The organism is Plantactinospora endophytica, from assembly GCF_016862915.1.
GTDB classification, from domain to species: Bacteria; Actinomycetota; Actinomycetes; order Mycobacteriales; family Micromonosporaceae; genus Plantactinospora; species Plantactinospora endophytica.
In genome coordinates this window covers 30,230-44,578 of the sequence record NZ_BONW01000040.1, presented here as the reverse complement: position 1 = coordinate 44,578, position 14,349 = coordinate 30,230, and the positions used below count along the sequence as shown (strand labels likewise).

The window sequence follows — 14,349 nt, the reverse complement described above, 5'->3', positions numbered from 1 at the left end:
GGAAGAAGGCCGAAGAGGGGAAGAAGGCCGAGGAGAGCGCCGAGCGCGCCGAGAAGCCCGAGTACTCCGGCGGCCACGAGAACGCCAGCGGGGAGTACAACGGCGGCGGGGACTACAAGAAGGAGAACGAGTACCAGGACTTCCTGCGGTACAAGGAGTACCAGGACTACCTCGAGTACCGCCGCTACAAGGAGAAGAAGTACGAGCCGGCCCCGGCGGAGAACGGGGCGTCCGGCACCGGGTCCGCACCGTCGGCCGCCGAGGGCGCCCCAGCGGCACCCGGCCCGTCGGCCGACGCGGTACCGGCGCCGTCGCCGGCGCCGTCCGCCAGCGGCCAGCCGCAGGGCTACCAGCCGCCGGCCGGGCAGCAGGCACCGGCAGCGCCGAACGGCACCGGCGGGATGACCCGGGCCGACGGCGGGCACGGCTGGGAGGAAGGCAAGAAGGCCGAGGACCCCAAGCACGGCTGGGAGAAGGCCGAGGAGAGCAAGGGCGGCTGGGACGACAAGAAGGCCGAAGACTCCAAGCACGGCTGGGAGAAGGCCGAGGAGAGCAAGGGCGGCTGGGACGACAGCGGGAAGCCCGAGGAGAAGAAGGCCGACGACAAGAAGGCCGAGGAGAGCAAGCCCGGCTGGACGGAAGATAAGAAGGCCGAAGACTCCAAGGGCGGCTGGGACGGCAAGAAGGCCGAGGACCCCAAGCACGGCTGGGACGGCAAGAAGGCCGAAGACTCCAAGGGCGGCTGGGAGAAGGCCGAGGAGAGCAAGGGCGGCTGGGAGAACGGCGACAAGAAAGCCGACGAAGGCCAACACGGCTGGGACGGCAAGAAGGCCGGCTTCGAGTACTGGGCCAGCGTCACCATCCCGTGGGACGCCAAGCCGGGCACGTACGAGCTCAAGGGCTCCTGCGGCGAGGGTGAACTGATCGTCGTGCCGACGGGCTGGGTCGACGGCGGTGACGGCGGGGCGACCTCCGACGACAGCGGCCGCCTGGCGGCGGCGGGTACGGGCATGCTCGGGTTGGCCGGGCTCGGCGGACTGGTGCTGCTACGTCGGCGCCGTACCGATGAGTCAGCAGCCTGACGCGACGGCGAGCGGTGTCGGCGGCCGTCACGGGAGACCGTGGCGCGTCGCCGGCGCCGGCCTCGTCGCGCTGCTCGCCCTGGTCGGTGCCGGTCTGATCGGTGCCGCACTCAACTCCCCTGATCCGCTCCGACCGCCGCAGCCGAGCGCCGGTGCGGCGCCGGACCGCCCGGCGGCGGTCAATCCGGCGACCCGCCCCGACCTCGACGCCCCGTCGCCCACGCCGGACGCCAGTGGTGGCGCCAGCGCGACGCCCGTACCGGCCGGGAGGGTGCTGACCAGGTCGGAGCCGATCAAGATCATGATCTCCAGGATCGGCGTGGACGCGACGATCATGCCGCTCGGACTCAACTCGGACGGCATGGTGCAGGTACCGCCGCTGGCCAAGGCGGAACTGGCCGGCTGGTACCAACTGGGTCCGACTCCGGGCGAGCCCGGCAACTCGGTGATCGTCGGCCACGTCGACTCGAAGGAGATCGGGCCGGCGGTGTTCTTCCGGCTCGGCGCCCTGCTGCCCGGGGACACCATCGAGGTGATCCGGCGGGACGGCAGCCTCGCCACCTTCGCGGTGGACGGCGTGAAGTCGTACCCGAAGCGCGCCTTTCCCACCGAACTCGTCTACGGCCCGTCGGAGGCTCCCGGGCTGCGCCTGGTGACCTGCGGGGGCGACTTCGACGAGCGGACCGGCTCCTATCCGGACAACATCATCGCCTTCGCCAAACTCGTCGGGTAACCGCGACGGCGACCATCCCGGCAGGTCCGGGCCTCGGGGGACAGCGGCGTGCCGCTGTCCCCCGGTCGTTCCGCGCGCCGACGGCATTGCCGATCCGGACATCCCTGACGTGAATGGCTCTCTACCACTCGAAGACGAGCTTTCAGAAGAAATACTCATAATCACGACATCAGTTCACAAACTAGCTAGCGTCGGCTCTGGCTCGGCGGGCCGTCGAGCAACCGAACGGGGAAGGAAGTGACGACATCTCATGGGTAGGAAGTTGTTGGGGAAGGTGATGGCCGCCGCCGGTCTGGGTGCCGTGTCCCTGCTGATCTGTGCGCCCGGAACCGCGCTTGCGGACGACGCCCCACCGAAGCAGGAGAACAAGGGCCGCATCTACACCGTGCCGAAGGGGGTGAAGCCGGGCCACAAGTTTAAGATCATTCTTGAGTGCGATCGCCCGGTGGAGCGGCCCTGGGTTTCGTCGAAAATCATCGGCAAGCTCTCGCTCAAGCGTGTGGCCGAGGACAACGTCCGGGTTCCCGAGGCACCACCCGGAAACGACGACCGGACCGACGGCGGCACGCAGCCGTCGCCTCCGCCGGCCAGCGGACAACCGGTGCCCCCGAACGGCGAGCGACAGGCACCACCGGCGGGCGGCGAGCAGTCGGCGGCACCCGGGGACACGCAGCCGGATGGCGCCGACACCGGGGAAGGTGCGGACACCGAGGAGGGTGCCGCCACCGAGGAAGGTGCCGACGAGCAGGTCGAGGGCGGCCAGGGTGCCCGGGCCGCGTACGGCGCCAAGGTCGTGTACTGGGCCTGGGCCAAGGCGCCGAAGGAGACCCGGCCCGGGCAGTACAAGGCGTCGGGCGAGTGCAACAGCACCGGCCGGATCGTGGTGCTGCCCCTGGGCTCCGTACCCGGTGGTGACGGTGGCGCCGCCAGCACCGACTCCACCCGGACCGCCGCCGGTGCGGGTCTGCTGGGAGCCGCCGCGATCGGTGGCTTCCTGCTGATCCGTCGGCGCCGTACCGATGGCTCACCCGCCTGACGTGCCGACCAGGCGCGCCGGCGGCCGACACGGGCAACCGTGGCGTGCCGCCGGCGTGACCCTGGTCGCCGTGCTCGCCATCGGTGGAACCGCGCTGCTCACCGCCGGTCTGAACCCGGCACCCACGCAGCCGCCGCAGCCCGCCGACACCGAGGCCGGAAGCGCCGAGGCGCTGCCACGGCCGGCGTGGGCCCGGGAGCCGACGCCCGGCCCCGGTGCGGCGGGCAGCGGCGGACCGGGGGCCGGCCAGCCGTCCGGACCGGTGGAACTGGCCCGGTCCGAGCCGGTCCGGATCAGCATTCCGAAGATCAGGGTGAACGCGAAGATCATCTCGCTCGGGGTGAACGACGACGGCACCGTCCAGGTGCCCCCGTTGAAACAGGCGCAGCTCGCCGGCTGGTACAAGCTGGGGGCCAGCCCCGGCGAGTTCGGCAACGCGGTGGTGGTCGGCCACGTCGACTCGGCCGCGACCGGCCCGGCGGTCTTCTTCCGGCTCGGTTCGCTGAAACGCGGCGAGCGGATCGAGGTCACCCGGAAGGACGGCGGCGTGGTCCGGTTCGCGGTGGACGCGGTGAAGTCGTACCCGAAGGCCGCGTTCCCGTCCGAGCTGGTCTACGGCGCCACGGACGCCGCCCGGCTCCAGGTGGTGACCTGCGGCGGCACCTTCGACCGCAAGAAACGCAGCTACCGCGACAACGTCATCGTGTCCGCCACCCGGATCCCCTGACCGGCACCCCGACGGCCACCGACGATCGGCCGGCGCGGAGCGTACCGGACCGACCGAGGCCGGACCGGTACGTCGCCGAGGTGTCCCCGGTCAGCCGGCCGCCGAGGTCCGCACCAGGGTACGGATCTGCCGCAGCAGTACGGAGAGCGCGGCCAGGTCGGCCCGGGACTCGTCGAACTCCCCCATCGCCTTGCGGGTACGCCCGATCGAGATCGAGTTGGACCGCTCCCACTCCTGCACCCGCTCGTCCGCTGGCAGGTCGGCGGAGGTACCGCCGAGCACCTCGGCGGTGAGCGCGGCCAGTGCGGCGTAGAGGTCGTAGCGCAGCGCCATCCGGGCCAGCGTCTGCCAGCGGTCCTCCCGGGGCAGCAACGAGATCTTCGACAGCAGCGAGTCGACCCGGAACCGGTCGGAGAGTACGAAGTAGACCGAGGCCACCTCGCCGACGTCCCGGCCGGTCGCGGTCGCCGTCTCGACCACGTCGAGCAGCCCGAAGCTGTACATCAGTCGGGTGGACCGCTCGGCCAACTCCCGGGACAGCCCGCGCCGTTCGCACAGGTCGACGTGCGCCTCCAGCGCCTCGCGTTCGCCACCGTAGAACAGGTTGCCCAGCTCGGGCAGGAGCCGGGAGATCCCGTCGCGCAGTCGGGCGATCTCGGCCGGTACGTCGATCGGCGAACGACGGTTCGTCACCAGCCAGCGTACGGCCCGGTCGAGCAGCCGCCGGGTGTCCAGGTAGACCCCGGTCTGCACCTCGGTCGGTACCCGGTTGTCCAGCGCCTCGACGTCGTCCCAGATCTCCCGGAGCCCGAAGACCTCGCGGACCACCACGTACGCCCGGATCACGTCCGCCGGAGTCGCGCCGCTCTCCTCCACCACCCGGTAGATGAACGAGATGCCGCCCCGGTTCACCGCCTCGTTGACCAGTACGGTCGTCACGATGTCCCGGTGCAGCCGGTGCTCCGGCATCCGGTCGGCGTACCGCTCGCGCAGCGGGGTCGGGAAGTAGCCGGTCAGCACCTCCGAGGTCCACTCCTCGTCGGGCAGCCCGTCGGCCAGGATCTCCCGCTCCAGCACGATCTTGACGTACGCGAGCAGCACCGCGAACTCCGGCGCGGTCAGCCCGGTGTCGGTGCGGGTGGCCAGCTCCTCGTCCGGCGGCAGCGCCTCCAGCTCCCGGTTGAGGTGGCCGGCCCGCTCGAAGTCGGAGATCATCCGCCGGTGCACCGGCAGCAGCGACGCCGCCTGGGCCAGTGCGTTGCCGATCGCCCGGGCCTGGTCGTAGTTGTCCCGGAGCACCAACTGGGCGACCTCGTCGGTCATCTCGGCCAGCAGCGCGTCCCGGTCCGGCACGCTCAGCTCGCCGTCGGCCACCGCCGCACCGAGCAGGATCTTGATGTTGACCTCGTGGTCCGAGGTGTCCACCCCGGCCGCGTTGTCGATGAAGTCGGTGAAGATCCGGCCGCCCGCCTGGGCGTACTCGATCCGGCCGACCTGGGTGAAGCCCAGGTTGCCGCCCTCGCCGACCACCCGGGCCCGCAGGTCCTTGCCGTCCACCCGGATGGCGTCGTTGGACTTGTCGCCGACCTCGGCGTTCGACTCCGAGGACGCCTTGACGTAGGTGCCGATGCCGCCGTTCCAGAACAGGTCGACCGGGGCGGAGAGGATCGCCTTCATCAGCTCCTGCGGCGACATCGACTCGACGTCGGCGCCGAGGTCGAGCACCGCGCGGACCTGCGGGCTGATCGGGATCGACTTCGCGGTACGCGGATAGATCCCGCCGCCTTCGGAGAGCAGCTCGGCGTTGTAGTCGGCCCACGACGAGCGCGGCTGGTCGAAGAGCCGCCGACGCTCCGCGTAGGACGATGCCGGGTCGGGGTCCGGGTCCAGCACGATGTGCCGATGGTCGAAGGCGGCCACCAGCCTGATGTGCTCGGAGAGCAGCATCCCGTTCCCGAAGACGTCGCCGGACATGTCGCCGACCCCGGCCACCGTGAAGTCCTGGCTCTGGGTGTCGATCCCCATGTCCCGGAAGTGCCGCTTCACCGACTCCCAGGCGCCCCGGGCGGTGATCCCCATCTTCTTGTGGTCGTAGCCGGCCGAACCGCCGGAGGCGAACGCGTCGGCCAGCCAGAAGCCGTTCCGGACCGAGATCTCGTTGGCGATGTCGGAGAAGCTGGCCGTGCCCTTGTCCGCCGCCACCACCAGATAGGGGTCGTCGGCGTCGTGCCGAACCACGTCCTCCGGCGGCACGATCTGCCCGCCGACCAGGTTGTCGGTCACGTCCAGTAGGGCCGAGATGAAGCCCTGGTAGCAGGCGACCGCCTCGTCCCGGTCGCCCGGCTTCTGCTTGAGCACGAAGCCGCCCTTGGCACCCACCGGCACGATCACGGCGTTCTTCACCATCTGCGCCTTGACCAGGCCGAGCACCTCGGTGCGGAAGTCCTCCCGCCGGTCCGACCAGCGGATACCGCCTCGGGCCACCGGCCCGAACCGCAGGTGTACGCCCTCGAAGCGCGGCGAGTAGACGAAGATCTCGTACTTCGGCCGGGGCGCCGGCAGGTCCGGCACCGCCTGCGGGTCGAGCTTGAACGCCACGTACGGCTTCGGCCGCCCGTCGGTGCGCCGCTGGTAGAAGCTGGTCCGCAGGGTCGCCTGGATCAGCGTCAGGTAGGAGCGCAGGATCCGGTCCTGGTCCAGGCTGCTCACGTCGTCGAGCTGCTGGTTGATCGAGGTGACGAGTTCCTTGCTCCGCAGGTTGCGTTCCTCGGCGGAGTAGCCCAGCGTCGGGGAGAACCGGGTCTCGAAGAGTTCCACCAGCGAGGCGGCGAGCTGCGGGTACGCGATGAAGGTGGACTCCATGTAGTCCTGCGAGAAGACCGTGCCGGCCTGCCGCAGGTACTTCGCGTACGCCCGCAACACCACCACCTGCCGCCAGGTGAGGCCGCCGCGCAGCACGAGTTCGTTGAAGCCGTCGACCTCGGCCTCGCCGCGCCAGGTGGCGGAGAAGGCGTTCTCCACGTGCGGGCGTACCTCGGCCAGGTCCCGGGCGCCGTCGGGCAGTTCGAGACCGAAGTCGTAGAGGTAGATCCGGCCGTCGATCCGCTCCACCTCGTACGGGTGCTCGTCGACCACCCGTACGCCGAGCGAGTGCAGCACCGGCAGGACGGCGGAGAGCACCATCGGCTCGCCGTACCGGTAGACCTTGAACCGGACGTCCTCGACGGCGGTGGCCGGGGCGGGGCCACCGGGGCGGGCGGCCTGCTGCTTGCGGAACATGTGCATCTCTAGCTGGCCGGGCTCCTCCAGCAGTTCGAGCTTGGCCAGGTCCTTCATCGCCTCGTACGGGGTGTGCCCGTCCTTGTAGCCCTCCGGAAACGCGTCGGCGTACCGGGTGAAGAGGTGTTTGGCCTGCTCGTCGCCGAGCTTGCGCTCCAGCACCAGCCGGTAGTCGTCGTCCCAGAGCCGGGTCGCGTCGGCGAGTTCCTCGGCGAGCAGGTCCGCGTCCACCTCGCCGGGCGGGCTGGCCGGGTCGGTCCGGACGATGAAGTGCACCCGGGCCAGCATCGACTCGGTGACCCGGGTGGTGTAGTCGACGCCGATCCCGTTCAGCTCGCGGAGCAGGATCTCCTGCATCCGCAGCCGGTTCTGCGTGGTGAACCGGTCCCGGGGCAGGTAGATCAGGCAGGAGATGAACCGGCCGTACCCGTCGCGGCGCAGGAAGACCCGGAGCTGGCGGCGACCCGCCATCCGGAGTACCCCGACGACGGCGTGGTACAGGTCGTCGGTCTTGATCTGGAACAGTTCGTCCCGGGGATAGGTCTCCAGGATCTGCAACAGGTCCTTGCCGGAGTGGCTGCGCGGGCTGAGCCCGGACCGGTCCAACACCTCGGCGACCTTCCGCCGGACCACCGGCAGCTCCCGGACGCTGGTCCGGTACGCCGCCGTGGCGAGCAGGCCCAGGAAGCGCCGCTCGCCGACCACCTCGCCGCGCTCGTCGAAGATTTTGAAGCCGATGTAGTCCAGGTAGGCCGACCGGTGCACGGTGGCCCGGGAGTTGGCCTTGGTGATGATGAGCAGCCGCTTCTCGGTCACCTTCTGGTGCGCCTCGGGCGTCATCGAGGAGAGTGCCCGGGGCGTGGTGGAGTCCTGCCGCAGGATGCCCAGCCCGGTGCCGAGCACCGCCTCCAGCGCCGACCCCTGCGCGGTCTGGGTCAGCCGGTATTCGCGGTAGCCGAGGAAGGTGAAGTGCTCGTGCGCCAGCCAGCGGAGCAGCTCCACCGAGTCGGTGATGTCCTTTTCGGGCACTGGCGGGCGGTTGTCCGAGGTCCGCGCGGCGGCCAGTTCGTCGGCGAGGGACAGCGCCCGCTGCCGCATCTTCGGCCAGTCCTCCACCGCCTCGCGTACGTCGGTGAGCACCCGCTGCAACTCGGCGCGCAATCGGTCCCGGTCGGCGGCGCCGCGTACCGGATCGATCTCTATCCGCATCCAACTCTCGACGAGGTCACCGTCGATCGCGTCGTCTGGTTCGACGTCGGCGGCGACCTCGGTCAGCCTGCCGAGCGGCTCCCGACGCACCACCACCAGTGGATGCACCAGCATGTGTACGTCGAGGTGGTGGCCGGTCAGCAGCGCCGTGATGGAATCCACCAAAAAGGGCATATCGTCCGTGACGATCTCGATCACGGTGTGCTGCTGGTCCGCGGCCGGCTCGTGGATCCGCAGCTTCAGCTCGCCCGGTACGCGCTGCTGGGCCAGATCCCGGTGGGCCTGGGCGGCGGCGAGCATCTCCGTCGGGGTGAACCCGATCAGCTCCTCGTCCGGGGCGAACCGCCAGAACCGGTCGACCAGGGTCGCCGCGTCGTGGTCGTCGCCGGCCAGCGCGACCGCCTGGGCCACCAGCCGCTCGGCGTTCGGCACCGGTTCGTCCAGGTCGGCGTCCTCGACGTCGTCGGCGAGGGCCTCCGGAGGCAGTCCGAGGTCGTAGAGGGTGTCGATGCTGGCTCCCGGCACGCCGGTCACGCCGGAGGCGAGTCGAGAGCCCGCCCCGTCGTCGTCGATCGCCGCGTCGTAGCTGTCGTCTCGGCCGGCATCCGCCGGCTGGAGAACGGGTTCCGGTGTGATCGCCGGACGCCGGTCCATCGTGCCACTCCCCTCGACCCACCACGCCGTGGGTCACTCTCCGCCCAGACTAGGCCCTACCGATACGCCCCTCTGTCGGTGGACCGGCGGCCGCATATCGGATCTTGAGTCTGTCCTTTCGTCCGTTGCGGGCACCCGACACGCCCGCCCCGGAGTACCCACGCACGCACGGCCATCACCCGATCCGCGCCGCCGGACACCCGCACCGACTGCCGACGAGCTGGGCAAACCTGCTCTGACCAGCACCGGAGCGCGTCGAAACGGGACGGCAGCGGGTGCTGTCCGGCGGGGTCGGGCAGCACCGGGGCAACGGCGATTCGGACCCGCGTACTACCGTCAGGCTGCCGCCGGAGCAACCGCCGGTGGTGCGCCGACCTGGAAGGTAACCGCGGCATGCGCTTTCCGAAATCCTCCCACCGCTCCCGTACCCGGCAAACCGCCCGACGCGGGACAGCCGTCGCGCTGACCGGCGTGGTGCTGGCCGCCGGAGCCCTGGCCGGCTGTTCGGAATCCGACGGTCCGGACCGTGCGGTCGACGCGTTCCTCACGGGATGGCGCGGCGGCGATCTCAACAAGGTCGGCTTCCGCAACCCGGCCGGCGAGCGGGTCCCGGCCGAGGAGGTGGCGGAGGAACTCAAGCAGCTCTCCGGCGAGCTGGCCAAGACGCCGCCGGCACTCCGCCAGGAGGGCGAGGCGAAGATCACAGAAGACACCGCGACCGCCACGGTACGGGTGGACTGGACGTTGCCCGGCGACACGCACTGGACGTACCCGTCGGAGATCCACCTCAAGCGTGCCGAGGACGACGAGTGGCAGGTCATCTGGGAGCCGAAGGTCGTCGAGCCGCGTCTGACCAGCGGTGACGAGCTGGCACTGCGCCGGCTCACCGCCAAGCGGGCGGCGGTGACCGACGGAGCCGGCAAGCCGATCGTGGCCCCCCGACCGGTGGTACTCGTCGGCGTGCAGCCGAGCGAGGTGACCGACGTACCCGGGCTGGTGAAGCAACTGGACACGGCGTTCAAGGCGATCCGGCCGCCGATCACCCCGCCGGTGGACCTGACCGACCTGCCGACCCGGATGCGGGAGGCCAAACCGGACGCCTTCGTCGACGTGGTGAGCCTGCGCCGCGAGGCGTACCTCCAGATCAAACCGCGCATCTATGACCTGCCGGGGACGAAGTTCCGCGACGAGCAGCGGGACCTTGCGCCGACCCGCGACTTCGCCCGGGCTCTGCTCGGTTCGGTCGACCCGGTGCAGGCCGACGACATGGCGGCCAACCCGGGGCTGTTCGAGGAGGGCGACCTGGTCGGCCACGGCGGGATACAGGGCCGCTACGACAAGCAACTCCGGGGCGGCGCCGGGATCGCGGTGATCGTCGCCAGCAAGCGCCCGGACGGCACGGTCACGCCGACCGGTACCGAGGTGTTCCGGCGCGAGCCGCAGCCCGGCAGCACCCTGAAGACCACTATCGACGTAACGACGCAGAACGCGGCCGACGACGCGGTACGCGGCTCCAAGCAGCGCGCCGCCCTGGTCGCGGTACGCGTCGGCGACGGCGCGGTGCTGGCTGCGGCAAACGGTGCCAGCGCCGAGAACCTCGCCTTCACCGCCCAGGTGCCGCCAGGCTCGACCTTCAAGATGGTCAGCACGCTCGGCCTGCTCGACCTCGGGGCGGTCAGCCTGGACGGGCCGGTCGCCTGCCCGGGAACGTTCACGGTCGACGGGCGGTCGTTCAAGAACTCCGACAACTTCGTCCTCGGCAACGTGCCGTTCCGGACCGACTTCGCGAAGTCCTGCAACACGGCGTTCGCCGCGCTGGCGCCGAGGCTGGGGCCGGACGGGCTGGCCAACGCCGGCCGGAGCCTCGGCCTGGAGGCGGAGTGGAAGCTCGGTGTCGATGCGTTCACCGGCAAGGTGTCGGCGGGCGGCTCGGCCGCCGAGCGGGCCGCCGCCGCCTTCGGCCAGGGCACCACCGTGGTCAGTCCGCTGGCGATGGCGGCGGCGACCGCCGGGGTCGCCCGTGGCCAGTGGCAGCAGCCGAAGCTGGTGCTGGAGCCGGCACCGGGTGCGGCGGCGCCGGCCGGACCGCAGTTGAAGGCCGGCTCGGTCGAGCCGCTCCGCACCATGATGCGCGAGGTGGTCACCAAGGGGACCGGCAGCGCGCTGGCGGACGTGCCGGGCGACCCGGTGTACGGCAAGACCGGCACCGCCGAGTACGACGACAACCCGGCGAACACCCACGCCTGGTTCGTGGGCTGGCAGGGGGACGTCGCGTTCGCCGTCTTCGTCGAGAAGGGCGGATCGAGTACGGCCACCGCCGTGCCGATCGCCGAGAAGTTCCTCCGCGCCCTCGCCTGAGCGGGCCGGGGCTGCCCGGACATGCGTCGGCCGGGGCGGTCGACGGGGAATTCCCCGGACCGCCCCGGCCGTCGTGCGGTGCGTCGCCTCAGCGGGCGAGCGCCAGACCCTGCTTGTCGGTGAACTTGCCGACCGCGATCACGATCAGGTCGATCAGCGTCCAGATGCCGAACCCGCCGAAGGTGATGATCATCAGGATGCCGGTGCCGACCTTGCCGACGTAGAACCGGTGCACCCCGATGGTGCCGAGGAAGAGGCAGAGCAGCAACGCGGCGAGCCAGGACTTCTCCCCGACGGCCGGGGCGGCGGATGTGGACATGGTCTATTCCTCTCAGGACATACAGGAAGGGTTGTGGTAGCACCGATCCGTGAGGATCGGCCCGAATCGTCCACGTCGAGGTGGTACGTCCGACGTGCACGCGCTGGCGCACATTACCGCAACCCGGTCTGGTCCGCTGTCCCGGTCAGCGACCATGATCAGGCGAAAGAACTCTGGGTCACCGGCCGGTACGGGTACCGCGCGGCAGACTGGCGACGAACATGTCGATCAGCCGCTCGTACGTCTCGTCCAGGTCCTCCGGCAGCCCGAAGCCGCCAGTGGCCTCCAGCGAGGCGAACCCGTGCGCGATGCTCCGGCCGCACCGGGTGGCATGGATCGCCGCCGAGTCGGTGAGACCGTATTCCCGCAGCGCGGCGAGGAAGACCTGCAACATCCGGGTGCCGGCGTCGACCATCGCCGGGTCGTGCAGCGGATCGGGCGGCACCGAGGCGTACCGGGCGGGGTGCTCGCGGACGTAGTCGCGGTAGGTGCGCAGCAGCACCGCCACCGCGTCGTCGCCGCTGCGACCGAGCACCGCCGCCACGAACCGGTCGGTCATCTCGGTGATCACCCGGATGCCGACCAGTGTCCGCAGCTCGGCGAGCCCGGCGACGTGCTTGTAGAGCGAGGGCGGAGCGACGCCGGTGCGTGCGGCGACGGCCGCCAGGGTCAACGCCTCGACACCCTGCTCGTCGATCACCTCGATCGCCGCGTTGACCACGGCCGTGGTGGAGAGTCCGACTCTAGGCACCGGGCGACCTGTGCCAAGCTTTCCCTGAGCGGCACGGCGTGCTATCTCCCATAGCCTAGAAGCTAGTGAGCATAGCCAGCACTGTCAACCGGAGCAGAACCGTCAACCGGAGCTTGGCGGTCGAAGTCCGTCGCGCGGCTCAGCTTCTCCCACCCGTCCAGGTCGGCCCGGAGCCGGTCGTGCTGGGCCCGGATGCTGTCCACCGCGTCGTGCCCGAGGGCCAACCGCAGCGGCGGCTCGGGCGCGTCGAGCACCTCCAGGACGGCGCGGGCGGCCTTCGCCGGGTCACCCGGCTGGGTACCGTCCATCCCGTCCACGGCCGCCCTGGTCAACCCGGTCGACACCCGGTACGCCTCGATCACCCCGGACCGGTGCATCCGACTCCCGCCGAACTCGGTACGGAACGCGCCCGGCTCGACGATCAACACCCGGACGCCGAACGGCGCGACCTCGGCGGCGAGCGCCTCCGACAGCCCCTCCAGGGCGAACTTCGCCGCGCAGTAGGCGCCGAACCCGGGCATGGTGACCTGGCCACCCATCGAACTCATCTGCACGATCGCGCCACCGCCCTGCCGGCGCAGGTGTGGCAGCACCGCCTTGGTCACCGCCACCGCGCCGAAGAACATCACGTCCAGCAGGGCGCGCAGATCCGCCATGGTCAACTCCTCGACGGCGCCGACGGACCCGTACCCGGCGTTGTTCACCACCACGTCGATCCGGCCGTACGCGGCGAGGGTCTCCGCCACCGCCCGGTCCACCGACGCCTCGTCGGTGACGTCGAGCCGGGCCGTCCGGACCCGGTCCGCCCCGGTCGCGGCGAGGTCGGCCAGCCGCCCGACGTCCCGGGCCGTCGCCATCACCCGGTCTCCGGCGGCCAGCGCCGCCAGCGCGAGATGGCGACCGAACCCCGCCGAGCACCCGGTGATCAACCACACCCGTTCCTGTCCTGCCACCGCCGACTCCTCCGTCTCGTCCCACCGGTTCCGTCTCGTCCGACCGGCTCGGTACCGTCCGGCGGGCGGTGCCGGGCGCCGTCCGGATCCCACTCTGGCCAGCGGGGCGACGATGTCGCCAACAGACATTCCCGGCGGCCATTACAGTCGGAGACTGTGACCCCTGAGCTGCGCCACCTGCGGTACTTCGTCGCGGTCGCCGAGCACCTGAGCTTCACCCGTGCGGCGGTCGCGCTGCGGGTCGCCCAGCAGTCGCTGTCGCAGCAGGTCGCCGTCCTGGAGCGGTCCCTCGGGGTGCGGTTGCTCGACCGGGACACCCGGGGCACCCGGCTGACCGAACTCGGCCGGCTGTTCCTGCCGGAGGCGCGCGCCGTCCTCGCCCGGGCCGACGAGGCCGTCGCCACCGTCGGGCGCGCGGCACGCGGCGAGATCGGCCGACTCAGCCTCGCCTTCCTGGTCTCCACCGCCAACTACATGCTGCCGCCGGTCGTCCGGGCCTTCCGGGAACGCTTCCCCGAGGTCGAGCTGACCACCGAGGACGTCACCATCGGCGACCTGGTGACCGGGCTGCGCGAGGGGCGATACGACGCCGCGTTCACCCGGCCGCCGCTGGTGGACGACCTGACCACCCGCACCCTGGTCACCGAGCCCGTCTGCGCCGTGCTGCCCACCGGGCACCCGTTGGCCGACCGGGCCGAACTGCACCTGCGCGACCTCGCGGCCGAGCCGTGGGTACTCACCTCGCCCGCCTCCTGGCCACCCTGGCACCAGAAGTACGACCGGGACTTCGCACGGGCCGGGTACGCGCCGGACGTCGTCGCCCGGGCCACCGGCGTACCCAACCTGCTCGGTCTGGTCGCCGCCGGCGTGGGAGTGTCCCGGCTCGCCAGTTCGGCACGGAGCCTGCGGCGTACCGGCGTGGTGTTCGTACCCCTGGTCGGCGAGCGGGCGGAGACGGTCGTGGTGTGGAACCCGTCGGTGGCGAAGCCGGTACTGCGGAACCTGCTCGACGTGGTCACCGAACTGGCCGCTGCGGTCGACCTGACGCGCGCCGGTTAGTCCGGGCTCGCTTCGCTGCCCCCACCGCCGGCCGGTGGAGGAACGCGTCGCACGCAGACTGTCGAGCTGCCCCGCCTGTGCGCCCACGCCGAGCGGAGGGTGGAGCCAGCCCGACGGCTCCCGGCCGTACGGTGAACGGTGCCCCGCTTGTGCACCCAGCTCGACAGGCAGCAGTCCGGGTACCCCGGT

General features: G+C 71.0%; 10 protein-coding genes. 6 read left to right on the top strand and 4 right to left on the bottom strand.

Annotation, left to right across the window (positions count from 1 at the left end; all coding sequences use genetic code 11):
* From Pen02_RS33475 to Pen02_RS33460, 4 genes are all read left to right on the top strand, one after another.
* The coding region (locus tag Pen02_RS33475; RefSeq protein WP_203870182.1) for a hypothetical protein at positions 1-1,082 on the top strand (1,082 nt) is incomplete at its 5' end.
* Positions 1,066-1,815: a class F sortase gene (locus Pen02_RS33470; protein WP_203870181.1), complete on the top strand. Its 750-nt coding sequence runs from the start codon at positions 1,066-1,068 to the stop codon at positions 1,813-1,815. The genes Pen02_RS33475 and Pen02_RS33470, both read left to right, overlap by 17 nt.
* A gap of 250 nt (positions 1,816-2,065) precedes the next feature.
* Positions 2,066-2,851: a hypothetical protein gene (locus Pen02_RS33465; protein ID WP_203870180.1), complete on the top strand. Its 786-nt coding sequence runs from the start codon at positions 2,066-2,068 to the stop codon at positions 2,849-2,851.
* 1 nt (position 2,852) lies between these two features.
* The gene (locus Pen02_RS33460) at positions 2,853-3,578 is read left to right on the top strand and encodes a class F sortase (RefSeq protein WP_203870179.1); all 726 of its coding nucleotides are present in this window, start codon (positions 2,853-2,855) and stop codon (positions 3,576-3,578) included.
* A gap of 90 nt (positions 3,579-3,668) precedes the next feature.
* Here the strand turns inward: Pen02_RS33460 and Pen02_RS33455 are convergent, their stop codons facing one another.
* On the bottom strand, positions 3,669-8,720 hold the full coding sequence (locus tag Pen02_RS33455; RefSeq protein ID WP_203870178.1) for an NAD-glutamate dehydrogenase: 5,052 nt from the start codon (positions 8,718-8,720) through the stop codon (positions 3,669-3,671).
* A gap of 393 nt (positions 8,721-9,113) precedes the next feature.
* Here Pen02_RS33455 and Pen02_RS33450 point away from each other — a divergent pair, with 393 nt between their 5' ends.
* Positions 9,114-11,078 (top strand): penicillin-binding transpeptidase domain-containing protein, encoded by a 1,965-nt coding sequence (locus Pen02_RS33450; RefSeq protein ID WP_203870177.1) that lies wholly within the window; start codon positions 9,114-9,116, stop codon positions 11,076-11,078.
* An 88-nt stretch (positions 11,079-11,166) separates the two neighbouring features.
* Here Pen02_RS33450 and Pen02_RS33445 read toward each other — a convergent pair whose 3' ends face one another.
* From Pen02_RS33445 to Pen02_RS33435, 3 genes are all read right to left on the bottom strand, one after another.
* Positions 11,167-11,397, bottom strand: a complete 231-nt coding sequence (locus Pen02_RS33445; protein ID WP_203870176.1) for a TM2 domain-containing protein — start codon at positions 11,395-11,397, stop codon at positions 11,167-11,169.
* 178 nt (positions 11,398-11,575) lie between these two features.
* Positions 11,576-12,148 carry a TetR/AcrR family transcriptional regulator gene (locus Pen02_RS33440; protein ID WP_203870175.1) on the bottom strand — a complete coding sequence of 191 codons (573 nt, stop codon included), beginning with the start codon at positions 12,146-12,148 and terminating at the stop codon, positions 11,576-11,578.
* Between the two features lie 62 nt (positions 12,149-12,210).
* A complete protein-coding gene (locus Pen02_RS33435) occupies positions 12,211-13,101 on the bottom strand; it encodes an oxidoreductase (RefSeq protein WP_239141724.1) in 891 nt (296 codons plus the stop codon).
* A gap of 156 nt (positions 13,102-13,257) precedes the next feature.
* Between Pen02_RS33435 and Pen02_RS33430 the strand changes: the two genes are divergently transcribed.
* Positions 13,258-14,160, top strand: a complete 903-nt coding sequence (locus Pen02_RS33430) for a LysR family transcriptional regulator (RefSeq protein WP_203870173.1) — start codon at positions 13,258-13,260, stop codon at positions 14,158-14,160.
* Positions 14,161-14,349 lie beyond the last annotated feature (189 nt).